Source organism: Mycobacterium sp. 1274761.0, assembly GCF_001668615.1.
Taxonomy (GTDB): domain Bacteria; phylum Actinomycetota; class Actinomycetes; order Mycobacteriales; family Mycobacteriaceae; genus Mycobacterium.
Genome location: NZ_LZMC01000038.1, coordinates 37,939 through 61,493 on the forward strand (window position 1 = coordinate 37,939; position 23,555 = coordinate 61,493).

Genomic DNA, 23,555 nt, shown 5'->3' on the forward strand with positions numbered 1-23,555 from the left:
GGCTCTGCGGCGCCGTCGCAGGAATACACGCATGGCACCGAGAGAACAGTGCGCAGTTCGGCCGTGTCGAAACACTGGCAACAACTGACACTTACGTAACATCGGTGCGTGCGCAGACACCCGATGCTCTTCACCGCTCTCGCGGGCACCGTGGTGATCCTGCCGTGGGCGCTGCCGAGCACACCGTTCGACGAGGACCGCCGCCCGCTCGCCGAACAGACACAGCTGGTGGAGCAGACGCTGACCGGCCTCGGCGGCGGCGAAACGATCCGCGAGGTCCATCAGGACACCCCATTCTCGCTCGTCGCCCTCACCGCGGCCGACCTCAGCGGCACCTCGGCGCGGGTGCGGGCGAAGAAATCCGACGGTTCGTGGGGTCCCTGGTACGAGGCCGAGAACCTCGACGGAGTCGGCGACGGCTCCTCCGCGGCGCGCGGCACCGAGCCGGTCTTCGTCGGTCTCACCACCACCGTGCAGATCGCCGTGACGCGGCCGGGCGGCCCCACCGCATCGGCACCGCAGCAACCCGCCGAGGCGCGGCCGGCCGGGCCGGGCCTCGGCTACGTGCCGGCCACCACCCACCAGCCGATCGGACAGAACGTCAACGCGGTCCTGATCAGCCCGCCGCAGGCACCGATCGGCGACCTGCCGCTGCCGAACGCCGTGACCCCGCCCGGTCAGCCGCCCGCCGTCATCACGCGCGCGCAGTGGGGCGCCGACGAATCGATGAAGTGCCCGAACACCGTCTATGACAACGGGGTACGGGCCGGGATCGTGCACCACACCGCGGGCAGCAACGACTACCGGCCCGAGGACTCCGCCGCGATCGTGCGGTCGATCTACGCGTACCACACCCGCACGCTGGGCTGGTGCGACATCGCCTACAACGCGCTGGTGGACAAGTACGGGCAGGTCTTCGAAGGCCGGGCGGGCGGCATAGACAAACCCGTCGAGGGCGCCCACACCGGCGGGTTCAACAAGGACACCTGGGGCGTGGCGATGCTCGGCAACTTCGACGTCGAACCGCCCACCCCGATCCTGCTGCGCACGGTCGGCCGACTGCTGGGCTGGCGGCTGAGTCTGGATCACGTCAACCCAAGAGGCACAGTCGTTTTGACCTCTGACGGCTCATCGTTCACCCACTTCCCCAAAGGGGCGAGCCCTACCCTGCCGTCGATCTTCACCCACCGCGATGTCGGCAACACCGAATGCCCGGGTAACGCCGCCTACGCGGCGATGGACCAAATACGCGATATCGCAGCACGTTTCAACGAGCCGCCCGCGCCGCCGTCGTTGAAGGATCTTCTGCGCGGCGGTGCCATCCTGGCCAAGTGGGAGTCGATGGGGGGCGACAACAGCATCCTCGGTGCGCCGAGATCACCGGAGGCCGCGGGCGAATTCGACACCCGCTACGCCACATTCGAAAAGGGCGCGGTGTACTGGTCCCCGGTGAGCGGGGCCCAACCGCTGACCGGTGCGATCTACAACGCGTGGGCGTCGCTGGGCTACGAGCGCGGCGCGCTGGGCCTACCGACCAGCGGCGAGACTTCCGAGCCGCAATGGATCGTCCAGAACTTCCAGCACGGCACACTGAACTTCGACCGTGAACGCGGCACTGTGACAAGAGTTATCGACGGAGTGCCCGAGGAGCTGCCACCGCTGTCGGATGACGGGCCGCCCGTGCAGCTCGAGCGCATCAAGCCGATCGACGCGGCCTAGGCCCGATTCTCACAGCCACCAACGCTCGAGCACTCGCGCCAGGCCGTCGTCACTGTTTGACGCCGTCACCTCATCGGCGGCAGCCAACGCTTCGACGTGGGCATTGCCCATCGCCACCCCGAGGCCGGCCCAGCGCAACATCGGAATGTCGTTGGGCATGTCGCCGAACGCCACCACGTCCTCGGCGGTGATGCCGTGGGGCCGCGCGACCTCCTCGACACCGGTGGCCTTGCTGACGCCTCGCGGCACCACCTCGATCAGGCCGTTGTTGGTGGAGTAGGTGATATCACCGTGCAGGCCAACATGTTTCACCAGCTCGGCGGCCATGTCGGCGCTGCGCGCACCGGCCTTGCGGATCAGCAGCTTGATCGCCGGCGCGGATAGCAGGTCCTGAACCGACACCTCGGTGTTGTCCGGGTTCAACCACGCGTGCTCGTAGCCGGGTGAGCTGACGAACTGCGGGGTGGCGGCGTCGTGAGCGCTGCGCCCCACCCGCTCCACCGCCAGGCCCGCACCGGGGATGACGCGCGTCGCGATCTCGGCGAGTGCACCCAACTCGTCGACCGACAGCGTCCGCGCCGACACGATGCGGTCGGTGGACGGGTTGTAGATCACCGCACCGTTGGCGCAGACCGCCATCGGCGCGAACCCGAGCTCGTCGACGACGGGCTGCACCCAGCGCGGCGGTCGGCCCGTCGCCAACACGAAGTCGGCGCCCGCGTCCACCGCGGCGAGCACGGCGCTGCGGGTACGGTCGGTGACGTTCTCGTCGTCGTCAAGAAGCGTGCCGTCCACATCCGTGGCGACCAACGCGGGCGTCTTCACTTTGCTTGCCGCTCCGCCTGTTTCCGCGCCCGCTCGGCCAACTCGGCGGCGTCGAGTTCCTTGGCCTCGGCCATCGTCGGCGCCGAACCACCCAATCGGCGCGGCACCCAGTAGGCGCCTTCGGGATGCTCGTAGGACTCCTGCGCATCGTGCAGAAGCCTGGTCATCACCTCGCGCATCGCGGCGTCCGTCTGCGCAACCGTCTCCTTCGGCAGCACCGGCGGTCCGACCTTGACCGTGACCGGGATCTTCGCCCGGCCCAGCGTGCGTGGATGGTCTTTGGTCCAGCGCCGGTGGGCGCCCCAGACGATCATCGGGATGATCGGCACCTGCGCCTCGATCGCCATGCGGGCAGCGCCGGTCTTGAATTCCTTGAGCTCGAAGCTGCGGCTGATGGTGGCCTCTGGGTACACGGCGACCAGCTCACCGGCGCGCAGCCGCTGCACCGCGACGCCGTATGCGCCGCTGCCGGCGTTCCGGTCGACCGGAATGGTGCCGGTGCGCTTGATCAGGAAGTTGACAATCTTCACGTCCGACATTTCCTGCTTGATCATGAAGCGCAGCCGCCGCTTGCGCTGGTAGGCGGCCAGCGCCGCAGGCATCCAGTCGAGGTAGCTGGTGTGGTTGATCGCCACCACGGCACCACCACGATCAGGAATGTTCTCCAGCCACTCATAGGTGATGCGGGTTCCCGATACGGCAACACCTGTGCTGCAGGCGATTTCCAGCGTGCGGAAAACAGGTTCCATCGCTAGCCCGAAGCCCCCGCGGGGTCACCAGGCTGCTCGCGGCGGGCAGCCTTGCGCGCGGCCTCTTCAGCGTCCATCCGGTTCGCCTCGGCCAGTGACGGGGCGCCACCGCCGAGCCGCCGCGGCACCCAGAACTCGCCGGGCGGATGCGGGCCGTAGGCGTCCTGCACCTGTTCGAGGAGGTGCTGCATGCGCGAATGCAGCAGCGCGGTCAACTCGGGCGCGGGCAGAGTGGGCATGATCGGTTCGCCGACGGCCACCGAGATCGGCACCTTCGGCCGCCACAGTTTCTTCGGGTGGTCCTTGGTCCAGATGCGCTGAGCACCCCAGACGATGTGCGGCACGATCGGAACGTCACACGCGATGGCCATGCGCGCGGCGCCGGACTTGCATTCCTTGATCTCGAAGCTGCGGCTGATGGTCGCCTCGGGGTAGACGCCGACGAGTTCGCCTTCCTTGAGCGCCATGCAGGCCGCCTGGAAGGACGCCGACCCGTCTGCGCGGTCCACCTCGATGTGCCGCAGGCTGCGCATGATCGGGCCGGTGATCTTGTGGTCGAAGACTTCCTTCTTGGCCATGAACCGGACCTTGCGGCCGCGCTTCTGCTTGTAGGCGGGCAGGCCCGCGAAGGTGAAGTCGAAGTAGCTGGTGTGGTTGATCGCGATGACGGCGCCGCCGCTGACCGGCAGATTCTCCACTCCCGTGACGGTGAAGGTCAGCCCCTGCAGCTTCCAGACCAGCCGTGCGAGTTGGATGACAGTGCCGTATACCGGTTCCACACTGGCAGCCTAGCGCGGGCGTGTGGCGTGCTCCCGTCCCAGCGGGGACTAAACTCAACGCGAACCCCCCGCACCGCAGGAAAGGCAATACGTGCAGGTCACCAGCGTCGGCCACGCCGGTTTTCGCATCGACACCAAGGCCGGAAGCATCCTGTGCGACCCGTGGGTGAACCCGGCGTACTTCGCCTCGTGGTTCCCGTTTCCCGACAACAGTGGGCTGGACTGGAACGTGCTCGGCGACTGCGACTATCTCTACATCTCGCATCTGCACTCCGACCACTTCGATCCCGAGAACCTGCGCGCGCACGTCAACAAGGACGCCGTCGTGCTGCTGCCCGACTTCCCGGTGCCGGATTTGCGGCGCGAACTGGAGAAGCTGGGCTTTCACCGGTTCTTCGAGACCACCGACAGCGTCAAGCACACCGTCAGCGGCCCCAAAGGCGAGCTGGCGGTGATGATCATCGCATTGCGCGCCCCCGCCGACGGCCCGATCGGCGACTCCGGCCTCATCGTCGACGACGGAGAGACCGTGGCGTTCAACATGAACGACGCCCGCCCGGTCGACCTGGACACGGTGCACGCGGACTTCGGTCAGGTCGATGTCCACATGCTGCAGTACTCGGGTGCCATCTGGTATCCGATGGTCTACGACATGCCTGCGCGGGCCAAGGAGGCGTTCGGCACGCAGAAGCGGCAACGCCAGATGGACCGCTGCCGCCAGTACATCAGCCAGGTCGGGGCCAGATGGGTGATCCCGTCCGCGGGACCGCCGTGCTTCCTCGACGAGGAGCTGCGCGACCTCAACGACGACCACGGCGACCCGGCGAACATCTTTCCCGACCAGATGGTGTTCCTGGACCAGATGCGCGCCCACGGCCATGACGGCGGCCTGCTGCTGATCCCCGGTTCGATCGCCGATCTCACCGGCTCTCAACTGAATTCGGTGACCCACCCGATACCCGAGGATGAGGTCACGGCGATGTTCACCTCGGGCAAGGCCGACTACATCGCGGCCTACGCCGAGCGCATGGCGCCGGTGCTGGCGGCCGAGAAGGCGCGCTGGGCACCAGCCGAGGGTGAGCCGCTGCTGGAACCGCTGCGCGCCCGGTTCGAGCCCGTCATGAGCCAGAGCGACCAGATCTGCGACGGCATCGGCTATCCCGTCGAGCTCCGGCTAGGGCCCGAAACCGTGGTGCTGGACTTCCCGAAACGGGCTGTGCGCGAACCGATTCCGGACGAGAAGTTCCGCTACGGCTTCGCCATCGCCCCGGAGCTGGTGCGGACGGTGCTTCGCGACGAGGAGCCCGACTGGGTCAACACGATCTTCCTGTCGACGCGGTTCCGGGCGTGGCGGGTCGGCGGCTACAACGAATACCTGTACACGTTCTTCAAGTGCCTGACCGATGAGCGCATCGCGTATGCCGACGGCTGGTTCGCCGAGGCGCATGACGACACCGCGACCATCGAGATGGCCGGCTATCGCATGCAGCGGCGCTGCCCACACCTCAAGGCCGACCTGTCGAAGTTCGGGGTGGTCGAGGGCGCGACACTGACGTGCAACCTGCATGGCTGGCACTGGAACCTGGAGAACGGTCGCTGTCTGACATCGAAGGGCCACGAGCTTCGCTGCGCACGCATAGAGCAGGACAGCGGAAGCGAGAAGATATGAGCGCCGCGCCCGAGCAGTTGTACGACGACGGGCTGATCCAGCTCGACCAGCAAGCAATCACCTTGCGGCGCTACCACTTTCCCTCGGGAACGTCGAAGATCATTCCGCTGTCGGCGATCCGCGGGTACAAGGCCGAGTCGCTGGGAATGTTCAACGCGCGGTTCCGCATCTGGGGCAGCGCCGATCTGCGCCGCTGGCTGCCATTGGACGTGTGGCGGCCGATCAAGTCCACGCTGGTGACCCTCGACGTCGACGGCACACGGCCCAAGCCGGCGTTCACACCGCAGCGGCCCAAGGAGTTTCTGGCCAAGCTCGACGAGGTGCTTCAGGCGCGTTAGCAGAATTTGTGCGCGCGCCTGCGGACCGCGCGGACCGCGTTGGCCGCGACGACACCGCCGAGCAGATACGGCGCCCCGACGATCAGCGGGTCGATCCAATTGTGCGCCTTGTCAACCCGATTGGAGGGCGTCCTGGTGCGCATCAGCGCGTCCTCGTCGGACATCCAATCCGGGGTGATCGCCGGTCCGACGTCCGCGAACGGCACGCGCACGAATTCCGCCTCGCCGCCGTCGTATCCGCCGCACGTGTGGGAGTAGCCGTAGATGCCGCCGACGGCCGTCGCGTTCGGGTTCACGTTGTGGCAGTTGGAGTACAGGCCGCGGGCGCAGAAGTAACACGAACCGCCGCGACGATCGCATCGTTGGGATGCTCGATGGACGGGATGTCCTTTTCCTCGACCCGTATCTTGTACGGGCCGCGATAGACCATCGCTTGCATCACTGTCCGATACCCGGCGACGGCCGGGAGAAGCCTCAGCGCGGCTGCAGCACGTCGGTGCCGACGAACGGCACCAGCGCTTCGGGCACCCGCACGCTGCCGTCGGGCTGCTGGTGATTCTCCAGGATCGCCACCAGCCAGCGTGTGGTCGCCAGGGTGCCGTTGAGGGTGGCCGCCGGTTGCGGTCTGCCGTTCTCGTCGCGGTAGCGGATCGCCAGCCGGCGAGCCTGAAACGTCGTGCAGTTCGACGTCGAGGTCAGCTCCCGGTAGGTCTGTTGCGTCGGGATCCATGCCTCGCAGTCGTACTTGCGGGCCGCCGAAGCACCGAGATCGCCCGCGGCGATGTCGATCACCCGGTAGGGCACTCCGATGGTCTCAAGCATCCGGCGCTCCCAGCCGAGCAGCCGATCGTGTTCGGCCACAGCGTCTTCGGGCTTGCAGTAGACGAACCCTTCGACCTTGTCGAACTGGTGCACGCGGATGATGCCGCGGGTGTCCTTGCCGTGGCTACCCGCCTCGCGCCGAAAGCATGACGACCAGCCCGCGTAACGCAGCGGACCGGCCGACAAGTCCAGGATCTCGTTTGAGTGGTACCCGGCCAGCGGCACCTCCGAGGTGCCCACCAAATAGAGGTCGTCGGCCTCGAGCCGGTACACCTCCTCGCTGTGCGCGCCAAGAAACCCGGTGCCCTCCATGATCTCGGGGCGAACCAGCACCGGCGGGATCATCAGCGTGAAGCCGTTGTCAGCGGCGAGGCGCACCGCGAGCTGCATGATGCCGAGCTGCAGCAGTGCCCCGTATCCGGTGAGGAAGTAGAACCGCGCCCCTGACACCTTCGCGCCACGCTCGAGGTCGAACAGCCCCAGCGATTCACCAAGAGCTACATGGTCTTTCGGGTCCGGAATCTGGGGCGGCTCGCCGACGGTGTCGAGCACCACGAAGTCGTCTTCACCACCGGCGGGCACGCCGGCGAGGACCACGTTGGATATCGCCATGTGCGCCGCGGTGAAAGCCTTATCCGCCTCGGCCTGCGCCGCCTCGGCGGCCTTTACCTTGTCGGCCAGCGCCTTGGCCTGATCCAGCAGCTTCGGTCGGTCCTCCGTTGACAGGCGCGCCGACCAACTTGCTCGCGGCCTTCTGCTCGGCACGCAGGTTGTCGGCGGCCGACACCGCGGCGCGACGGGCCGCGTCGGCCTCCAGCAAAGCGTCGACGAGGCCGGGGTCCTCACCACGGGAGCGTTGTGACGCCCGTACCGCATCCGGATCTTCGCGCAGCGTTTTGAGGTCGATCACGGCGCAACCCTACCGTCGAGGGCACAACCCCATAACTTTACATCTGCCTCACTTGTCACATGGGTCGGCGCGCCTGTCACAATAGAGCAGATGTTGCATGCACCCGAGCGGGTAGAAGCTCCCGGCGACCCCACCGGATCAGTGGCTAAACAGCCCACTGAAAAGGTGGCGTGGTGGCGCAGTTTGCAAGCCACGTCCACCCGTCGCGCGCTGCTGTTGACCGCGCTGGGCGGGCTGCTGATCGCGGGCGTGCTGACCGCGCTGCCGCGGGGGGAGGGTCCCCACGCAGGCCCGGCCAACGCGATCGCCCTGGGGCTGCGCGGTGCGGAGACCTTCAGCAAGGCCAAGGCCGGTGACTGCCTGAACTGGCCGGAGCGCAACCCGGATGCGGCCGAAGTCGTCGACTGCAAGGGCGAGCACCGTTTCGAGGTGGCCGAATCGGTCGACATGCGCACCTTCCCCGGCAGCGAGTACGGGCCCGACGCCCCGCCGCCGTCGCCGTCGCGCATCCAGCAGATCAGCCAGGAGCAGTGCCAGGTGTCGGTGCGCCGCTACCTCGGCGATCGCTTCGACCCCAACAGCCGGTTCACCGTCAGCATGATGTGGGCCGGTGACAAGGCCTGGAAGCAGTCGGGCGAACGGCGCATGCTGTGCGGTCTACAGCTACCTGGGCCCAACAACACCCAGCTCGCATTCCAGGGCAAGGTCGCCGAGACCGACCAGTCCAAGGTGTGGCCGGCGGGCACATGCCTGGGCATCGACCCGTCCACCAACCAGCCGACCGACATCCCGGTGGACTGTGCGGGGCCGCATGCCATGGAGGTGACCGGCTCGGTCAACGTCGCCGAGAAGTTCCCCAACGGCCTGCCGCCCGAACCCGAGCAGGACGCATACATCAAGGACGCCTGCACGCGCATGACGGATGCCTACCTGGCGCCCATCCAGCTGCGCAGCACCACGCTGACGCTGATCTACAGCACCCTGTCGCTGCCGAGCTGGGCCGCAGGCAGCCACCAGGTGTCGTGCAGCATCGGCGCCACACTCGGCAACGGCGGCTGGTCCACGTTGCTCAATAGCGCCAAGGGTCCGCTGCAGATCAACGGCCAGCCCCCGGTCCCGCCGCCGGACATCCCCGAGGAGCGGCTGAACTTCCCGCCGATCCCAATGCCCGACACGTCGTCGTCGGCCGGTTCGAGCAGCGGCACCTACGACCAGAGCGATTCGAGCCAGTCGTCCCAGTCGACGCAGTCCACTCAGTCCACACAGACGCAGCACGGCCAGCAGAGTCAGGCCACGGCTACCCAGTCGCCGTCGACGTCCGCGCCGCCTGCACCGGGTGGCAATACCTACCTCAACGGTCCGCCGCCCGGCGAAGCGCCCCCGCCCGGTGACGCCGGGGCCGCCGCGCCGCCGCCCGCGGAAGCTCCGCCTGTCGAGCAGGCCCCACCGGCGGCACCTGCGCCCGCCGAGCCCGTCATTCCGCCGCCGGGGGCGTAGTCTCCAGTGGCCGTGCGGATGAGCCCGCAACGGTTTGAAGAGCTGGTGGGTGACGCGCTGGACCTGATCCCGCCCGAGCTTGCCGCGGCTATCGACAACGTGGTCGTCCTCGTCGAGGGCCGCAACGCGGAGGAACCCGACCTTCTCGGCCTGTACCACGGTGTCGCGCTCACCGAAAGAGACTCGTGGTATGCGGGGTCGCTGCCCGACACCATCACCATCTATCGCGACGCGCTGCTAGACATCTGCCAGTCCGAGGATGAGGTCGTCGACGAGGTGGCCATCACCGTGATCCACGAGATCGCCCACCACTTCGGCATCGACGACGACCGGCTGCACGAGCTCGGCTGGGGGTGAGCCCTTCAGCGCGGCAACCACGGATTGTCTGGCGTTGGTGCTATGAACGGGCCTATGGATGTTGATTGCCGCGGATGTCGAGACAGCCTCGACCACTGCCATGGCACGGTCATCCACCACGCGCTGGCGTGGACGGAATGCACAGAGGACGGCTGCGTGACACCCGAAGTCGTGCACGCCTTCGTCATCGACTGCGAGGCGATCGGCTGCACTTGCGCTCAACCCATCGGGTCGACCGACTGGAGCGCGTCCTCGACGGGGTGACGTTCGGGCTCCGGGTAGAACGGCGGCGCCAGCTCGCCCCAATGCAGGCAGCTCCACCGGCCATCCGTAATCGGCGCCAGCACAACGGATTCGGCGTTGCCAAGGTGATGGTCAAGAGCGAACCCGGCGTCGACGCCGGCCAGCGTCGCGGCCGTGAGCCGGATCGCCGCGCCGTGGCTCACCACGACGATGTCCCCGCGCCACGCGTCGTCGTCGAGGTAGCGCAGCCGCAGCTGGGTCAATGCGGGGACGTAACGGTCGAGCACGTCGCGTCCGCTCTCGCCACCGGGCAACCGGGCGTCGAGGTCACCCCGGTGCCACCGGTGATACACCGTCTGGAAGTCCGCGATGGCGGCGTCGTCGTCGCGGTCTTCCAGCTCGCCGACCTGAGCCTCGTGGATGCCCTCGATCGCCACCGGCGCCAGCCCACGCTCGTCGGCGATCTCGGTCGCCGTCTGCGTGGCACGCACCGCGATCGAATGCGCAACCAACCCGATATCGTGCCGCCAACTGCGGGCGAAGGTGCGGGCCTGCGCACGCCCGAGATCTGTCAGCTCCGCGCCTGGCGGGCGGGTGTCGAGTCGGTGGGCGACGTTGCTGTATGACTGGCCGTGTCGGACCAGCACCAGCCGCCCACTCATGTCCTGCCTTTCCTCAGTGCGTTCACCCAGCGAGTCGCCTCGTCCAGCCGCGGCGGCGGTGCCCCGGCGGCCGATCCCGTCGGCCATGACCCCAGATATCTCACACCTGCACAACGTCGATGCAGCGCTTTGAGTGCCTCGGCGACAGGGTCGTCCTCAATGTGCCCAACACAGTCGAGGAAGAAAACATAGGTGCCCAATTCTTTTCGGGTGGGCCGGGACTCGATGCGGGTGAGGTCGATGTCGCGGATGGAGAACTCGGTCATCGCCGACACCAGCGCGCCGGGCACATTGTCGAGTTCGAGCACCACCGACGTGCGATCGGCACCGGTGCTCGCCGGCGGCGGACCCGGCGGGCCGACCAGGACGAAGCGCGTCTTGGCATTGGGTTCGTCGACGACGCCGGACGCCAGCACCTCGAGCCCGTAGCGCTGGGCGGCCAGGACGGTCGTGACCGCGGCGTCGGCGCGGCCGTCGGCGACGTCGGCGGCCGCCGCGGCGTTGGAGTCGGCGGGCTGGAATGTGGTGTGCGGCAGATTTTCCGAAGCCCACCGGGCCACCTGTGCGCGCGCCACCGGATAGGCGGCGATCGTTTCAGGTGCGGTGACACCGGCGCGCACCGCGATGGTGAATGCGATCTCGAGGGTGAACTCGGCGACGATCTGGACGGGGGGACCGCTGGCGAGGCTGTCCAGCGTCGGCAGCACGGACCCCTCGATCGAGTTCTCGATGGGCACACACGCGTAGTCGGCCTCGCCGCCGCGCAGCATCTCCACCGCGCCCGCCGGGCTCGTCGCGGGGATGGCGTCGAACTCGGCCAACGGCACCAAGTTCGCCGCTGTCATCTCGCGTAACGCCGCCTCGGTGAACGTTCCTTCTGGCCCGAGGTATGCGATGCGCGGCACCGTCCAACCCTATCGGCTGGGCGGCGAATCCCTGGTGAAGCTGCGACGAAGGCCTTGCCGGACAAGTTAGGGTCCGCTAACTTAGGGCCACCTAACGATGGGAAGGCACGGTATGGCTGCACCGGCAACGACTGGCACCACGACGAAGGCACCAACGACGGCCGAGCGGATCCGCAGCACCTGCGTGTGCGCCGGCGGCGCGATGATCGCGGTCGAGGGGGTCGAGCCGGTTGCCACCGCGGTGCACCACCTGCTCGACGACGGCTCGTTCGCCGTCACCATCCCCGTGCACGGCGTCGTCGCCGAGAGGACGGTCACCGCGGGCGCAGCCGGCGTGCCTGCCGTGCTGGAGATGACCGATTATGCCCCGCTGCCGCTGAGGGAGCCGGTGCGATCGCTGGTGTGGATCCGGGGCGCGCTGCAGGCCGTGCCCGACTCGGAGATCACCGGGATGCTGGACCTGATCGCCGCCGCCGACCCCAACCCGGCGCTGCTGGGGGTGAACACCACCGACGGCGACACCAAGCTCACCCTGGTTCGCCTCGAGGTCGAGTCTGTCGTCGTCGCGGACTCCACCGGAGCCGAGGCCGTCGGCGTCTCCGCGCTGCTACAGGCGCGTCCCGACCCGTTCTGCGCCATGGAGTCCACCTGGTTGCAGCATCTCGAGTCGGCCCACCGCGACGTCATCGACCGGCTCGCCGACCGGCTGCCTACACCGCTGCGGCGTGGCCGGGTGCGGCCGCTGGGGCTGGACCGCTATGGGATGCGGCTGCGGGTGGAGAACGAGGACGGCGACCACGACGTGCGGCTGGCTTTCCCGAGCCCGGTCGACGACGTCACCGGGCTCAGCCGGGCGATCAGGATCCTGATGGGGTGCCCGTTCCTCAACGGCCTGCGGGCGAGACGCCCGCTAGCCTAGCTTCGGTGACCGCGCCCGAGGAGAGCTCCGATGCCGACCGGCGCGCGTTGCGCCTCGAGATCGCCGTCGTGCTGGCGGTGACGTTCGGGCTCAGCGCCTACACCGCGAGCCTCGACCTCATCGAGGCGATCCTGCTCAACCTGTCCCAGCAGACCGTTGCGCTGAACCCGCGGCTATCCCCCTTCGACCTGATCAACCTCGGGCTGAATCTGGCCCGTGTCGCACAACTCGTGGCATGGGGGGCGTTGGGCCTATACCTATTGTGGCGCAGCGGTATTGGGCTGGCCCGCATCGGGCTGGGCCGGATCCGCGGGCTCGATGTGCTGGGCGGCCTCGGGCTGGCCGCGCTCATCGGCCTGCCCGGTCTCGGTTTGTACGTCGGCGCGCGGGCGTTGGGCCTGAGCGTCTCGGTGGTGCCCTCCACGCACGAGAACCCGTGGTGGTACATCCCGGTGCTGATCCTGCTTGCGTTCGCCAATGGCTGGGCCGAAGAGGTCATCGTCGTCGGCTTCCTGCTCACCCGCCTGCAACAGCTGCGGGTGCGCCCCGCCGTGGCGCTGCTGGCAACCAGCCTGCTGCGCGGCGCGTACCACCTCTATCAGGGTTGGGGCGCGGGCCTCGGTAACGCGGCGATGGGCCTGGTGTTCGGCCACACCTGGCGGCGTACCGGACGGCTGTGGCCGCTCGTCATCGCCCACGGGGTGATCGACACCGTCGCGTTCGTGGGATACCTCCTGCTCGCGAGGCATCTCAACTGGCTGACGTGACCGAACCGCGTACATTCTCTGTGTGAACGGCGATCGACGGCCTCCGCCGCCGCGGCGGCGCGAGCCGTCCCAGGTCATCCGTCGCGACCCGAATCGCCCGCCGCCGACCTGGCCGCCCAATCCGCCGACTCCGCAGCGGCGTTACCCTTCCGTTCCGCCCCCGCCGCCACCGCCGCGTCAGTGGCCGAATCCCGTTGTGCGCCAACCCCCGCCGCCACGGCGACCGCCCGCCCCGCCGGCGCCGCGCCGCAAGCCCAGGCGCCGTTTGCGCCGCATCATGCTGTCGCTGTTCCTGGTGGCGGTGCTGCTCACGGTGGGTGTGATCGGCACCGCGTTCTGGGTCGATATTAAGCTGCACCGGATTCCGGCGCTCACCGCCTACACCGACCGGCCCGCCGAGGGCAGGGGCACCACCTGGCTGCTGGTCGGCTCGGACAGCCGCCAGGGGCTGACACCCGAACAGCAAGAGGAATTGGGCACCGGCGGCGATATCGGCAACGGTCACACCGACACGATCATGCTCGTGCACATCCCGGCGCCCTGGTCGGGGACCCCGACCACCATGGTCTCGATCCCCCGCGACTCGTATGTCGAGATCCCCGACTACGGCACCGACAAGATCAACGCCTCGTTCTCGTTCGGCGGCGCGCCGCTTCTTGCGCAGACCGTCGAGCAGGCCACCGGTGTGCGGTTGGATCACTACGCCGAGGTCGAATTCGACGGCTTCGCAAGGCTTGTCGACGCCGTTGGCGGGGTGACGATGTGTCCGCCGGAGCCGATTTCCGATCCGCTGGCGGGCATCGACCTGCCCGCGGGCTGTCAGGAACTCGACGGCCGCAACGCGCTCGGGTATGTCCGCACCCGCGCCACACCCCGCGCCGACCTGGACCGGATGGCCAACCAACGGCAGTTCATGTCGACGCTGATGCACCGTGCGAGCAGTCCGAGCGTCTGGCTCAACCCGTTGCGCTGGTACCCGATGGCACATGCCGCCGCGGACTCGCTGACGGTCGACACCGGCGCCCACGTCTGGGATCTGGCCCGGCTCGCGTGGGCCCTGCGCGGTGACATCACCAGGACCACGGTGCCGATCGGTGAATTCACCGGAAGCGATTCGGGTTCGGTCGTGGTCTGGGACGAGGAGATCGCCGACCAGTTGTTCGCCGCGCTGCGATCGGACACCCGGGTGCCTCAGGATGTGCTCGACGCGGCCGCGATCCGTTAGTCCCGGCCCGCCGCCCCGGTCAGGCCGTTCTGCAGCCAGTCCTTGGTGCGGCCGGGATGGTTGGTCGCCACCCAGGCCACGCCGAGGTCGCGGCAGTAGCGGACATCCTCGTAATGGTCGACGGTCCAGCAGTACATCGCGCGGCCCTGGGCGGCTGCACGGTCGACGAGTTCGGGGTGTGCACGCAACGTCATGATCGACGGCCCGACCGCGGTGGCACCGACGGTGGTGGCAGCACTGCCGCCGAGATAGCGTGACGTCTCGCCCAGTAGCACGGTGGGCAGCATCGGCGCCGCGCGCCGGATCCGCCAGACGGCCGCCGCCGAGAAAGACATCACCACCGCACGCGATAAATCCGCCGACGCTGGCGAGGCGATGCCGTAGCGGTGCAGCAGTGCGAGCACCTTGCTCTCGACCAGCGCCCCATAACGCACGGGATGTTTGGTCTCGATGAAGATCTTCACCGGCCGGTGCCAGTCGAGCACCAGCTTGACCAGATCGTCGAGGGTGAGCAGACCGGTGTCGCCCTGTGTGCCGTCGGCCCGCCAGCTGGCGTGCCAGGATCCGTAGTCCAGGGCCTTCAACTGGGCCAGCGACATCTCGCTGACCAGACCGGTGCCGTTGGAGGTGCGGTCCACCCGGCGGTCGTGCAAGCACACCAGGTGCCCGTCGCGGGTCAGCCGGACGTCACATTCGACGCCGTCGGCGCCTTCCTGCAACGCCAACTCGTATGCGGCCAGCGTGTGCTCGGGGCGGTCCGCCGACGCGCCCCGGTGGGCCACCACGAAGGGGTGACCGCCGAGGCCCTGGCCGGCGCCGGCGTCACCCGAATTCATAGGGCTATGCTGCCGGGTTCTGGCCGTGGGTCTCAACTGGACCGCTGGATTCGGGGTCAGATTGGTCGGGGACGACCACCCATCGCGTGGCCGGCTTCTCGACCGGACGGCGCTCGAAGCCCAGCACGACCCGCGCCACCAGCACCAGAGTCGCCATCGCGATGAGGTAGGCGACGATCGTCGTCACCGTGTTGTCGGCGATGCCCTGCGCATCGGTGGTGAAGCTGGTGGCGATCGAGAAGATCGACACCGCGGTGGACAGCACCCAGACGATCCACCACACCGTGATCGGTCGACGCAGTCGGCTGAGCGCATCTTCGACGCTGGCCAGTTCGAACACGAAGACCGGCGCCCACGCCAAGTTCACGAACGGCACCAGACAGCCGACCCACAATGCCCATATCGGCCGATGTTCTTGTCGCCCAACATGATTGAAGGCCGCCGCGCGCCGGGCGATCAGCCAGTTGGTCAACAGCACGAACGTCGCGAACAACAGGAACAGCGCTGCCACGCTGGTGACGACGCCCAGCCAGGTCGCGGCCCACGCCACGATCGGATTGAGCAACACGTCGCGGTTGATGATCAACAGCACGTACCGCACGATGTGCACGAAGGCCGCGACCCCGAACACCGCAATCGTGGCGATCAGGGTGGCTCGCAGCGCTGCTGACGACGGGCCGCGCCGCAGGGCGTCCTGCTGGCGGGCCTGGTCGGTGTCGAAGTGCTCGACGAGGCCCCAGCGCGGAATCGTGGCGTAGCGCGGCGTGGGACCGAGATGACGCGGCCGTCTGCGCGGCGGCGGGGCAGCGCCGGGGCGCACCGCGATCCAGCGGTAGCCCGGCGGCAGCCGCGGCGGGTTCTTCGGGACGGCGTGTCCGGTGGGCGGAACCGGGGGCGCGGACGGGCGTGCGCTCCACTCCGACGGCGGTGGCGTGGTGCCCGGCGCCAGCAGGCTGCCGTTACAGCGCGGGCACCAGACACGCTGCCTGTCGCGCACGTTCCACCGCGTCCCGCAGCGGGAACACACCTGGATCATTCGACCAGCCTAGCGACGGTCGCTCAGACGGTGCCCGCACCGCCGCCGTCGGTGACCACCGGCCTGCCCGCCTCGGCCCACGCCTGCATGCCGCCGGTGACGTTGATCGGCGTGTAGCCGTTCTGCGCGAGATATTGGGCCACCCGCATGGATCGGCCGCCGAGATGACAGACGACATAGAGGTCAGCGTCGGCGTCGAGCTCGCCGAGACGCGCAGGCACCTCGCCCATGGGAATGTGCCGCGCGCCGGGGGCATGGCCCCGCTGCCACTCGTCGTGCTCCCTGACATCGAGCAGGACGACCGAGTCGTCGAAAGTCGTCGGAACGTCTGACACCTCTGCCTGCCGAACGCTTGCTGGCCCCGCCATGCCCTCATGCTACGAGGCCGAAGTTTATCGACACACGTCAAGCAGCAATGTGTGGCTATCCACAGTTTCCACAGATTCATCCACAGGGCCTCACTGGCCGGAAGCCCCCTGAGCTTTCGAATCTGTGCGTTTCCTTGGCGTGGCTGTGGATAACCCGCCACCGTTATCAAACGGTGATCAACAGCTGAGCAGGCTCTTAGCGAAATCGCTTGCCGCTCTAACCTTTGCAACCCTAATGGGCCGATTGTTCGTTCGGCATCCAACCGGCTATGATCGGCGTCACAAGAGCCAGTTGTGATAGATCTCACCGGGGTGGGCACGTGTTTTTGCAGTTCAGGGGGTTCTAGATGACGTCGCATCCGGTCGGACCCGGGTCCGCAACGTCGTCTGAGTGGCAGTCGTCCACTCCCGCATATACGCGCAGCCAGCTCATAGCCTGCGTGCGTGCGGGCCTGATCGCGCTCGTGCTGCTGGTGGTCCTCGCCTTGATCGTCTTGTTCTGACACACCAAAACAGCGCTGGTTCTCGCCATGAGAGCCAGGGCCGCTTCGTGTCAGGGGATCAGGCCGGCGGGTAGACGCCCATCTGCTTGCCCTTGTCGGTCTGCCAGAAGATGTCGGCGATCTCGTCGATGGTCTTCAGCAGCTTCTCGGCGACGGCGGCGTCGAGTGACTTCTTGACGTCACCGGCGCCGTGCACGCCCTCCCAGAACAACTGGTGCAGGTTCGGGAACTGTTCGAAGTGGTCCTTGGTGAAGAAGTCGGCCCACAGCACCATCAGGTGATGCTTGACCTCCTCGGCCTGGCGCTCCTTGATGATGATCGCGCGGGCCTTGAAATGGTCGTCGTCTGAGTCGTGGTACTTCTGGATCGTCTTCAGGCACGACAGCGCCTCGATCTTGGCCTGGGCCGGATCATAGACACCGCAGTACAGGTCGCAGTGGGCATGGGCTTCAGTGGCGTTGGAGAAGAGTCGATGCAGCATGGCCCTAACCTACCCTTCCACTGTGCGGTGCAACCATGCCCTTCGCCTTCGGCCGCTACGGACATTCCGGGTGGTCGACGAGTCCATGCGCCCGGCGCTCGATCCCGGCGACGGCTTGGTGGCCCTGCGGGGCGGGCGCCTGCGGCGGGGGCAGTTGCGGGTGTTCCGGGACCCGCGGAAGTCGAGCCGCTGGCTCATCAAGCGCGTCGGCGATGTCTACGGCCGCGGCCGAGGCGCGATATTCGAAGCGCGCTCGGACAATTCACGCGCGGCCGGGGCGGCGGACTCCCACGAATTCGGTTGGGTGCCCGCGGCCGGTTCCTACCGCGTGGTGTGGACGGTGAAGACGAAAATCGCGCCCTAACCGCCGTGTTCCGCTTGCGACCAGGTTTGACCTGCCCCATTCTGGTCAAATCGATCCACAGCCGTGTCGGGTAACCGAACACCGTAGGCGCGGAGGCATGAGATGGAGATGGGCTCAGGTCGGGCGATCGAGATCGCGCCCTTCCATTCGCGCGGTTCACTCAAGGGATTCGTGGTGTCCGGTCGTTGGCCGGACTCGACCAAGGAGTGGGCACAGGTCTTGAAGGTCGCCGTGCGCGTCGCCTCGCTCCCCGGATTGCTGGCCACCACAACGATTTTCGGCGCCCGCGAAGAGCTGCCGGATTCCCCCGAGCCCGGTACCGTCGGCCTTGTCGTGGCCGAAGGCCCCGTCGTCGGCGAGAACGCGGTTGCGCCAGGGCATTTCGCTGAGCACCAACCGCCCGCGCTGCTGATGCTGCATCCGCCGTCGGAGACCACGCCGTCGTTGCCGGAGTGCTCGGGCGCCGCCTCGGGCTGCGTGCTGCTGCCGGGTCTACCGCACCTCGGGCTCGAACACCGGGCCGCATGGGTGGAGGCCGAATCGGACGGCACGGTCACCTCGATGGTGAGCCGGGTCGGCATCGATCCGATCAGCGATCCCGACACCGCCATCCTGGCAATGCTGCTCGCCGCCTAGCGCGACAGCAAAAGCGACGACAAGACGGGCGGCAACAGCGGCAGCAATGCCGGGCGCCTGCGGCTGGCAATCGCCGCAGTGGCGCCGACCCCCGCGCGCGCATGAGCTGATCCGAGAGGGTATGAATCCAGCAAACATTCTGACTCGCTATTGTGCTGGGCCGACTCGTTGCCCGGAGCTGTCGAAATCGACCGCTGGCCAGTGGGCGCGGACCTCGGAGCTAAGAGTCTGGAACGCCTCGGTCGGAATTTGCTTGACCACAACTTGAGACATCCTTGCGATATAGTCCAAACCCGCTGCTTATTGCACTATCGAGGGCCCCGGCAAAACAGCTGGGTTAACTTTTCCGTGGTTTGCACTTGGTTGTTGGCACAACTCTCGCTACGATGATCAGCAAATACGCCGCCTAGAAAAATCGCTCTTGCCAGCAGTGGAGGTCAAATCGATGAGCAAGACGTTCTCCGCCCGCCTAAACCGCCTGTTCGACACGGTTTACCCGCCCGGGCGAGGCCCTCACACGTCGGCGGAGGTGATCGCGGCTCTCAAGGCGGAGGGCATCACCATGTCGGCTCCGTACCTCTCTCAGCTGCGTTCAGGCAACCGTACGAATCCATCGGCAGCCACCATGGCAGCGCTTGCCAACTTCTTCCGGATCAAGCCGGCTTACTTCACCGACGACGAGTACTACGAGAAGCTGGACAAGGAATTGACCTGGCTGGCCAACATGCGTGACGAGGGCGTCCGCCGTATTGCGGCAAGGACGGTCGGCCTATCCGCTGAAGCGCAACAGGACATTGTCCAAAAGGTCGACGAACTGCGCCGCAGGGAACACCTCGACGATTAGCCCGCGGGGCGTCTCAACGCGACCCCCGGCGAAGTAACCGGGGGTTCACCCTCAGGTTCCGGCGTCGACACCCGCCCTTTCCAGGTCCCGGTACTGCTTAGCGATGGCAAGAATCCACTCCCGGTCTGAGTAGGTGGTTGGCTGGCGCAACCAGCCCAGGCCGGGAAACAGCGCACGCTTGGTTTCCGCGTCCGTTTCGCCGCGGCCCGCGTAGATCCACTCCGCCACCGCGTGCGCCTGCTCTTCAGGTTCCACGTCGGGCGGCTCGACGTCGGACAAGTCGGTGATCTCAGCATCGAGGTCACTGTCGAGGTCCCGCTCGGCCGACGCGCCGGACGACTCGACGCGGTGGCGCAGCGCGGCGTCAGCGGCCGTCGCCTCCAAAAACAGCGCATCGGAGATCAGCGACATCCGCTCGGCCACCCGGAACACCAGCGGGCCCCTGGGACGCACCCCGATTCCGACGTCGGGATGCCGCTGGCCGAGTTCGTCGAGCAGCGGCTGGATCATCCGCAGCTCGCGCCGCGCCCCGAACCAGTCCTCAACGCTGGGCAGCAGTGAGCCCGCGGCCACCACCACCATGGCGCAGCCCAACAGGGTGGCCGCCGCGCCGACACCGACGAATTGGGTGGTGCCGACGGCCCTCAGGAAGAAGAACGCACTGGCGAGCACGATCAGCACGATGCCGACAGTGAACACGAACAGGGCCCGGCCGCGGCGGGTGCGGTTCGAGTGACGCATGCCGGCCCACGACACCAGCGTCAGCGCCAGAAGCACATACAGCAGCGGCAGCAGCCAGGACGACGCGGTCCCGCTCGAGCCCAGGTTGCGCCGCAGGTACTCATCGGGCGACATCTCCGGCTGGTGGCCCGCCGCGAAGAACGCGACGAGCGTGGCAACGGCGATGACAACCGCAATGGCGTACTGCGCCAGCGCGATACGGCGAAGCGTGGCGGGTTTACGCGGCGAGGAGACCGTGGTGATCATCACGCAGCTGCCCGCCGCGCAGGCGACGAGTGCGACCTGGCTGAGCGCCATCGACACGTTGGGCCACTGCAGCAGGGTGTCCAGCAGCAGCGTCAGCGGTTGCCAGTTGAGCGCGGCCACCATTCCCAGGCTGCCCAGCGCCAGGATCATCGCGGTGCTCACCAGCGACTGTTTGTTGACCAGGGCCCAACCGATGCGCAGGCCGGTAGCAAGTCCGAGCAGACCGGCGATGACCCAGATGATCAACCAAACGCCTCTCCGAGCCGAACCTGCACGATCGAGGAGCGGTCGGAGGGCAACCTGCCCAGGCGGTAGATGAGCAGCGCTGCGAAGTCCTCGGCCTCCTGCTCGGCGTCTTCGCCGCTCGGTCCCATGCAGCCAGTTCGCTGGTTGAGCATGTACCCGATCAGCTCGGAGCTGGCGACTTCGGTTTCCTCGCGGGCGGCTTGCACCACCGGGATGCCTTCGTGGCCCAGCACCAGGTGCCCGAGTTCGTGGGCCAACGTGCGGTCCCAGGCCGGCAGGCCTTTCTGGATCAGGAACACGTCCCGGTCGGCGTACTGGCGCCACTGGCCGCAGACGCCGGGCGGCAGGTCCGCCGTCTTCAATTCGATCGGCCGCTTGCGGTCCTCGCTGACCGCGTCGACGAGACGTGGCAGCGAGATCTCACCGCGTCGCGGCGCGAGATCCAATACCGCGCCGACGGCGCGGGTAACCCGACGGCTCGCTGGCATATGCCCCCCTCTCGACGTAATCCACTATGCGCCGCCCAGTCTTGTGATGGGGCGGTTTGTCCTACTACCTCATGAAGCGAGCCGAGCCGCCGGTCCGAACGGCATGACCCGCCCTTGCTTGCCGGTATCCCATCAGGCCGCCGGCGCCGGTCAACACCAGAATGCCGACGACGCCCGGCACAGCCAAGGCCGCCACCTGCGGCAACCCCGCGCCGCGCAGATACTCGCTGTACCCGACCCGATAGGTGGAATGTGATGACGCGGCAGCGCTGCCCACATTGGCCGGCGGCGGGATCCGTCCGGCGGGCGGCTGCGCGGACATGGCTCTCGGCGCCGTCGGCGGCCCGGCCACTGGGCCTGCGCCGCGCGCACCCACGCCGAGACCGAGAGGCGGTGCGACGATCACCGGTAGAGCGATCGGGGCGGCCGGTCCGACGGGCGCGACAGCGACGGCGTTCGCGCCCGCGTCGAGCGCAGCGGTGTCGCCCGGCTGGCTGGGGTTCAGCTGATCAGGCAGCACCATGTCGGGAACGCGCGGCGGCGTGTATCGCGGAAGCGCGACAGCCGCACCCCCGCCACCACCCCCACCACCGCCAGCGCTCTGCGGCGGCGGTGGAGTCTCGCCCGGCGGCTGGTCGTCGCCATCGCCGGGACACGGCGGCTTGGTGGTCTCTTTGGTGGGGGTGCCCTGCGGAGGACGACCGTTGCCCCAGCGGGGATGGCGGGGCAGCTCACTAACCGACTCACTGTCGCTGCCGCCGGCTTTGACGTCGAACGCGGGCCGGACCGCATCGGCGACGGTGTCTTTATCGCTGTCTTTATCGCCCTTGTCGTGGTCGGAGCCGGCCTCACCATGGCTGTGACCGGGCTCCGCAATCGCCATCGCGCCACCGGCACCGGCGAGGAACAGGCCAGACGCTACGAGGCATGCGGACGCGGCTACACGGACACGCGAAGCCACCCGGTCACCACCTCTCGAGACTCCGCCCCCCAACGAAATCAACCGCTGCGACAATCGTCGCACAGGGGCACAGTAGCGTTTGCTAGTGGATCGCACCATACGCCGAAAGGGGCACGCAAGCGCCCGCCGCGATGCAGGCGATAGTGTTGTGCTGCGCCATCGCATGAACCGATGGCCAGATGCCGACGAGATGACGGGGAAGGCGGCCGGGTATGGCCCTGTTCAAGCGACGCAAAAGCCGCGCTACTCGGCGAGCTGAGGCCCGTGCCATCAAGGCCAAGGCGAAGCTGGAAGCCAAGCTTGCGGCGAAGAACGAGAACCGTCGCATCAAGGCCGCACACAAGGCCGAGACCAAGGCGCTCAAGGCTCAGCTACGGGCGCAGCGGGAGAGCGACAAGAATGCGCTGAAGGTTGCTGAAGCCGAGCTCAAGGCGGTTCGGGAAGGCAAGCTGCTGTCGCCGACGCGCATTCGCCGCACGCTGACCGTCACCCGGTTGCTCGCCCCTATCGCGGTGCCGCTGGCCTACCGCGCCGCGATCGCTGCACGCGGATTCCTCGACCAACGGCGGGCAGACCAGCTGGGTGTGCCGCTCAGCCAGCTCGGCCAATTCTCAGGCCACGGGGCTGCGTTGTCGGCCCGCATCGCAGGCGCCGAGCAGACGCTGCGCCAGGTAGCCGACAAGAAGCCGAAGGATGCCGAGACGAAGCAGTTCGTCGCCGCCATCACCGACCGGCTGACCGATCTTTCGGCGGCCGTCACCGCCGCGGAGCACATGCCGTCGGCCAAGCGGCGCACCGCGCACAGTTCGATCTCCCAGCAGCTCGACGGCATCGAAGCCGATCTGATGGCCCGCCTCGGCGTGGCCTGACAACACCGTGCGAGCGCAGCCGACGACCACAGCGCCCCCTCTTCGGGGCACGGCGGCGGGGCTGCTGACCGCTGCCCTGGCCGTCGCCGCCCACGGCACCGCCGCGGGGGCCGCCCCCGCGGGCGCGGCCGTCGTTCTGCTGGTGGCGCTTTCCGCGACGGTCGGCGGGCTCGCCGCGACCGTCTCCCACGCCGCGGACGTGCGCGTGCTGCTCGGGTTACTCGCGACCGCCCAGCTCGTCGGCCACGTGATGCTCGCCGGGGCGGGGCACCATCAGGCGGTGTCGCCGACCCCCTCGATGATGGCCGCACACGCCGTGGCCGTGGTCGCAGGCGCGGTGCTGATCGCCGCGGGCGACCGGCTGTGCGGGGCGGTGTCACGTGCTGTCGGCGTCGCCACGCGCCCGGTCGCCGCGCCGATTCCGGGCATGACGGTCGTCGCCGCGAGCGCCGATCAGCCGTTGCGCTCGTCGCTGCTGCTCGCGACCTCGGTGTCGCATCGGGGTCCGCCGGTCAGCCGCGCCCGCTGACCGTCCGTTCCCCTATTCCAC

The 23,555-nt window shown here is 67.8% G+C and carries 27 protein-coding genes and 2 pseudogenes; 15 read left to right on the forward strand and 14 right to left on the reverse strand.

Going from position 1 to position 23,555, the window contains the following annotated elements; translation table 11 throughout:
• The first annotated feature begins 123 nt into the window (after positions 1 to 123).
• Positions 124 to 1,719, forward strand: coding sequence for an N-acetylmuramoyl-L-alanine amidase (locus A5651_RS06110; RefSeq protein WP_066976781.1), 1,596 nt, complete (start codon positions 124 to 126; stop codon positions 1,717 to 1,719).
• 9 nt (positions 1,720 to 1,728) lie between these two features.
• On the opposite strand, the gene A5651_RS06115 is transcribed toward A5651_RS06110, so the two are convergent.
• Genes A5651_RS06115 through A5651_RS06125 form a run of 3 tightly spaced genes read right to left on the reverse strand, consistent with a single transcriptional unit; the run spans position 1,729 to position 4,072 of the window.
• On the reverse strand, positions 1,729 to 2,544 hold the full coding sequence (locus A5651_RS06115) for a Cof-type HAD-IIB family hydrolase (protein ID WP_066976784.1): 816 nt from the start codon (positions 2,542 to 2,544) through the stop codon (positions 1,729 to 1,731).
• The gene (locus A5651_RS06120) at positions 2,541 to 3,293 is read right to left on the reverse strand and encodes a 1-acyl-sn-glycerol-3-phosphate acyltransferase (protein WP_066976787.1); all 753 of its coding nucleotides are present in this window, start codon (positions 3,291 to 3,293) and stop codon (positions 2,541 to 2,543) included. The genes A5651_RS06115 and A5651_RS06120 overlap by 4 nt, the downstream gene beginning before the upstream one ends.
• 2 nt (positions 3,294 to 3,295) lie before the next feature.
• Positions 3,296 to 4,072: a 1-acyl-sn-glycerol-3-phosphate acyltransferase gene (locus tag A5651_RS06125; RefSeq protein WP_066976790.1), complete on the reverse strand. Its 777-nt coding sequence runs from the start codon at positions 4,070 to 4,072 to the stop codon at positions 3,296 to 3,298.
• Between the two features lie 91 nt (positions 4,073 to 4,163).
• Here A5651_RS06125 and A5651_RS06130 point away from each other — a divergent pair, with 91 nt between their 5' ends.
• Positions 4,164 to 5,741: a Rieske 2Fe-2S domain-containing protein gene (locus tag A5651_RS06130; protein ID WP_066976793.1), complete on the forward strand. Its 1,578-nt coding sequence runs from the start codon at positions 4,164 to 4,166 to the stop codon at positions 5,739 to 5,741.
• Positions 5,738 to 6,079 (forward strand): hypothetical protein, encoded by a 342-nt coding sequence (locus A5651_RS06135; protein WP_066976798.1) that lies wholly within the window; start codon positions 5,738 to 5,740, stop codon positions 6,077 to 6,079. Before A5651_RS06130 ends, A5651_RS06135 begins: the two co-directional genes overlap by 4 nt.
• A gap of 134 nt (positions 6,080 to 6,213) precedes the next feature.
• Here the strand turns inward: A5651_RS06135 and A5651_RS24825 are convergent.
• Both A5651_RS24825 and serS read right to left on the reverse strand, forming a co-directional pair.
• Positions 6,214 to 6,518 (reverse strand): annotated as a pseudogene (locus A5651_RS24825) (glutathione-dependent formaldehyde dehydrogenase); the annotation flags it as partial.
• 35 nt (positions 6,519 to 6,553) lie between these two features.
• Positions 6,554 to 7,811: pseudogene (gene serS, locus A5651_RS06145) on the reverse strand (serine--tRNA ligase).
• A gap of 81 nt (positions 7,812 to 7,892) precedes the next feature.
• On the opposite strand from serS, the gene A5651_RS06150 reads away from it, so the two are divergent.
• Genes A5651_RS06150 through A5651_RS25910 form a run of 3 tightly spaced genes read left to right on the forward strand, consistent with a single transcriptional unit; the run spans position 7,893 to position 9,929 of the window.
• The gene (locus A5651_RS06150; protein WP_066976803.1) at positions 7,893 to 9,308 is read left to right on the forward strand and encodes a septum formation family protein; all 1,416 of its coding nucleotides are present in this window, start codon (positions 7,893 to 7,895) and stop codon (positions 9,306 to 9,308) included.
• Positions 9,309 to 9,314: 6 nt separating this feature from the next.
• Positions 9,315 to 9,665 (forward strand): metallopeptidase family protein, encoded by a 351-nt coding sequence (locus A5651_RS06155; RefSeq protein ID WP_066976806.1) that lies wholly within the window; start codon positions 9,315 to 9,317, stop codon positions 9,663 to 9,665.
• Positions 9,666 to 9,719: 54 nt separating this feature from the next.
• Positions 9,720 to 9,929 (forward strand): hypothetical protein, encoded by a 210-nt coding sequence (locus A5651_RS25910; RefSeq protein ID WP_231988582.1) that lies wholly within the window; start codon positions 9,720 to 9,722, stop codon positions 9,927 to 9,929.
• Here A5651_RS25910 and A5651_RS06160 read toward each other — a convergent pair.
• A complete protein-coding gene (locus A5651_RS06160; RefSeq protein WP_066977282.1) occupies positions 9,884 to 10,570 on the reverse strand; it encodes a histidine phosphatase family protein in 687 nt (228 codons plus the stop codon). The genes A5651_RS25910 and A5651_RS06160 overlap by 46 nt on opposite strands.
• Positions 10,567 to 11,475 carry a prephenate dehydratase gene (gene pheA, locus A5651_RS06165; protein ID WP_066976809.1) on the reverse strand — a complete coding sequence of 303 codons (909 nt, stop codon included), beginning with the start codon at positions 11,473 to 11,475 and terminating at the stop codon, positions 10,567 to 10,569. Before pheA ends, A5651_RS06160 begins: the two co-directional genes overlap by 4 nt.
• Before the next feature lie 112 nt (positions 11,476 to 11,587).
• Between pheA and A5651_RS06170 the strand changes: the two genes are divergently transcribed.
• The 3 genes from A5651_RS06170 to A5651_RS06180 are packed head-to-tail and all read left to right on the forward strand — an operon-like array spanning position 11,588 to position 14,386.
• Complete coding sequence (locus A5651_RS06170; RefSeq protein ID WP_066976813.1) at positions 11,588 to 12,394, forward strand: DUF2470 domain-containing protein; 807 nt, start codon at positions 11,588 to 11,590, stop codon at positions 12,392 to 12,394.
• Between the two features lie 5 nt (positions 12,395 to 12,399).
• On the forward strand, positions 12,400 to 13,161 hold the full coding sequence (locus tag A5651_RS06175) for a CPBP family intramembrane glutamic endopeptidase (protein WP_066976816.1): 762 nt from the start codon (positions 12,400 to 12,402) through the stop codon (positions 13,159 to 13,161).
• Between the two features lie 22 nt (positions 13,162 to 13,183).
• Entirely contained in the window at positions 13,184 to 14,386 is a 1,203-nt protein-coding gene (locus A5651_RS06180; RefSeq protein ID WP_369803913.1) for an LCP family protein, read from the forward strand.
• Here A5651_RS06180 and A5651_RS06185 read toward each other — a convergent pair.
• From A5651_RS06185 to A5651_RS06195, 3 genes are read right to left on the reverse strand one after another with little or no spacing between them, the layout of a single operon-like run.
• Positions 14,383 to 15,222 (reverse strand): glycerophosphodiester phosphodiesterase, encoded by an 840-nt coding sequence (locus A5651_RS06185; RefSeq protein ID WP_066976819.1) that lies wholly within the window; start codon positions 15,220 to 15,222, stop codon positions 14,383 to 14,385. The genes A5651_RS06180 and A5651_RS06185 overlap by 4 nt on opposite strands.
• Before the next feature lie 4 nt (positions 15,223 to 15,226).
• The gene (locus A5651_RS06190; protein ID WP_066976822.1) at positions 15,227 to 16,258 is read right to left on the reverse strand and encodes a DUF4328 domain-containing protein; all 1,032 of its coding nucleotides are present in this window, start codon (positions 16,256 to 16,258) and stop codon (positions 15,227 to 15,229) included.
• A 23-nt stretch (positions 16,259 to 16,281) separates the two neighbouring features.
• A complete protein-coding gene (locus tag A5651_RS06195) occupies positions 16,282 to 16,626 on the reverse strand; it encodes a rhodanese-like domain-containing protein (RefSeq protein WP_066976825.1) in 345 nt (114 codons plus the stop codon).
• Between the two features lie 347 nt (positions 16,627 to 16,973).
• On the opposite strand from A5651_RS06195, the gene A5651_RS25650 reads away from it, so the two are divergent.
• The gene (locus tag A5651_RS25650) at positions 16,974 to 17,129 is read left to right on the forward strand and encodes a hypothetical protein (protein WP_197496560.1); all 156 of its coding nucleotides are present in this window, start codon (positions 16,974 to 16,976) and stop codon (positions 17,127 to 17,129) included.
• 58 nt (positions 17,130 to 17,187) lie between these two features.
• Here the strand turns inward: A5651_RS25650 and sodN are convergent, their stop codons facing one another.
• Complete coding sequence (sodN, locus tag A5651_RS06200) at positions 17,188 to 17,610, reverse strand: superoxide dismutase, Ni (RefSeq protein ID WP_066976828.1); 423 nt, start codon at positions 17,608 to 17,610, stop codon at positions 17,188 to 17,190.
• A gap of 85 nt (positions 17,611 to 17,695) precedes the next feature.
• Between sodN and A5651_RS06205 the strand changes: the two genes are divergently transcribed.
• The 3 genes from A5651_RS06205 to A5651_RS06215 all read left to right on the forward strand — a co-directional run bounded on the left by A5651_RS06205 (position 17,696) and on the right by A5651_RS06215 (position 19,454).
• Complete coding sequence (locus A5651_RS06205; protein ID WP_231988595.1) at positions 17,696 to 17,974, forward strand: S26 family signal peptidase; 279 nt, start codon at positions 17,696 to 17,698, stop codon at positions 17,972 to 17,974.
• Positions 17,975 to 18,076: 102 nt separating this feature from the next.
• Complete coding sequence (locus A5651_RS06210) at positions 18,077 to 18,610, forward strand: peptidase (RefSeq protein WP_066976834.1); 534 nt, start codon at positions 18,077 to 18,079, stop codon at positions 18,608 to 18,610.
• 445 nt (positions 18,611 to 19,055) lie between these two features.
• Positions 19,056 to 19,454, forward strand: a complete 399-nt coding sequence (locus tag A5651_RS06215; protein ID WP_066977288.1) for a helix-turn-helix transcriptional regulator — start codon at positions 19,056 to 19,058, stop codon at positions 19,452 to 19,454.
• 51 nt (positions 19,455 to 19,505) lie between these two features.
• On the opposite strand, the gene A5651_RS06220 is transcribed toward A5651_RS06215, so the two are convergent.
• From A5651_RS06220 to A5651_RS25655, 3 genes are all read right to left on the reverse strand, one after another.
• Positions 19,506 to 20,687, reverse strand: coding sequence for a hypothetical protein (locus tag A5651_RS06220; protein WP_066976838.1), 1,182 nt, complete (start codon positions 20,685 to 20,687; stop codon positions 19,506 to 19,508).
• Positions 20,684 to 21,175 (reverse strand): ImmA/IrrE family metallo-endopeptidase, encoded by a 492-nt coding sequence (locus A5651_RS06225; protein WP_066976841.1) that lies wholly within the window; start codon positions 21,173 to 21,175, stop codon positions 20,684 to 20,686. Before A5651_RS06225 ends, A5651_RS06220 begins: the two co-directional genes overlap by 4 nt.
• 64 nt (positions 21,176 to 21,239) lie before the next feature.
• Complete coding sequence (locus A5651_RS25655; RefSeq protein WP_197496561.1) at positions 21,240 to 22,058, reverse strand: hypothetical protein; 819 nt, start codon at positions 22,056 to 22,058, stop codon at positions 21,240 to 21,242.
• Positions 22,059 to 22,348: 290 nt separating this feature from the next.
• Between A5651_RS25655 and A5651_RS06235 the strand changes: the two genes are divergently transcribed.
• Complete coding sequence (locus A5651_RS06235) at positions 22,349 to 23,005, forward strand: DUF6474 family protein (RefSeq protein WP_066976844.1); 657 nt, start codon at positions 22,349 to 22,351, stop codon at positions 23,003 to 23,005.
• Positions 23,006 to 23,012: 7 nt separating this feature from the next.
• Complete coding sequence (locus A5651_RS06240; protein ID WP_066976847.1) at positions 23,013 to 23,534, forward strand: hypothetical protein; 522 nt, start codon at positions 23,013 to 23,015, stop codon at positions 23,532 to 23,534.
• The last annotated feature ends 21 nt before the right edge of the window (positions 23,535 to 23,555 follow it).

Bases quoted from the DNA above. Each gene is read 5' to 3' on its own strand.
- A5651_RS25655 (WP_197496561.1), bottom strand. From the start codon at position 22,058: ATGGCGATTGCGGAGCCCGGTCACAGCCATGGTGAGGCCGGCTCCGAC.
- A5651_RS06190 (WP_066976822.1), bottom strand. From the start codon at position 16,258: ATGATCCAGGTGTGTTCCCGCTGCGGGACGCGGTGGAACGTGCGCGAC.
- A5651_RS06120 (WP_066976787.1), bottom strand. From the start codon at position 3,293: ATGGAACCTGTTTTCCGCACGCTGGAAATCGCCTGCAGCACAGGTGTT.
- A5651_RS06225 (WP_066976841.1), bottom strand. From the start codon at position 21,175: ATGCCAGCGAGCCGTCGGGTTACCCGCGCCGTCGGCGCGGTATTGGAT.
- A5651_RS06210 (WP_066976834.1), top strand. From the start codon at position 18,077: ATGGAGATGGGCTCAGGTCGGGCGATCGAGATCGCGCCCTTCCATTCG.
- A5651_RS06170 (WP_066976813.1), top strand. From the start codon at position 11,588: ATGGCTGCACCGGCAACGACTGGCACCACGACGAAGGCACCAACGACG.
- A5651_RS06235 (WP_066976844.1), top strand. From the start codon at position 22,349: ATGGCCCTGTTCAAGCGACGCAAAAGCCGCGCTACTCGGCGAGCTGAG.
- A5651_RS25650 (WP_197496560.1), top strand. From the start codon at position 16,974: ATGACGTCGCATCCGGTCGGACCCGGGTCCGCAACGTCGTCTGAGTGG.
- sodN (WP_066976828.1), bottom strand. From the start codon at position 17,610: ATGCTGCATCGACTCTTCTCCAACGCCACTGAAGCCCATGCCCACTGC.
- A5651_RS25910 (WP_231988582.1), top strand. From the start codon at position 9,720: ATGGATGTTGATTGCCGCGGATGTCGAGACAGCCTCGACCACTGCCAT.
- A5651_RS06160 (WP_066977282.1), bottom strand. From the start codon at position 10,570: ATGAGTGGGCGGCTGGTGCTGGTCCGACACGGCCAGTCATACAGCAAC.
- A5651_RS06215 (WP_066977288.1), top strand. From the start codon at position 19,056: ATGAGCAAGACGTTCTCCGCCCGCCTAAACCGCCTGTTCGACACGGTT.
- A5651_RS06135 (WP_066976798.1), top strand. From the start codon at position 5,738: ATGAGCGCCGCGCCCGAGCAGTTGTACGACGACGGGCTGATCCAGCTC.
- A5651_RS06110 (WP_066976781.1), top strand. From the start codon at position 124: ATGCTCTTCACCGCTCTCGCGGGCACCGTGGTGATCCTGCCGTGGGCG.
- A5651_RS06195 (WP_066976825.1), bottom strand. From the start codon at position 16,626: ATGGCGGGGCCAGCAAGCGTTCGGCAGGCAGAGGTGTCAGACGTTCCG.
- A5651_RS06205 (WP_231988595.1), top strand. From the start codon at position 17,696: ATGCGCCCGGCGCTCGATCCCGGCGACGGCTTGGTGGCCCTGCGGGGC.
- A5651_RS06185 (WP_066976819.1), bottom strand. From the start codon at position 15,222: ATGAATTCGGGTGACGCCGGCGCCGGCCAGGGCCTCGGCGGTCACCCC.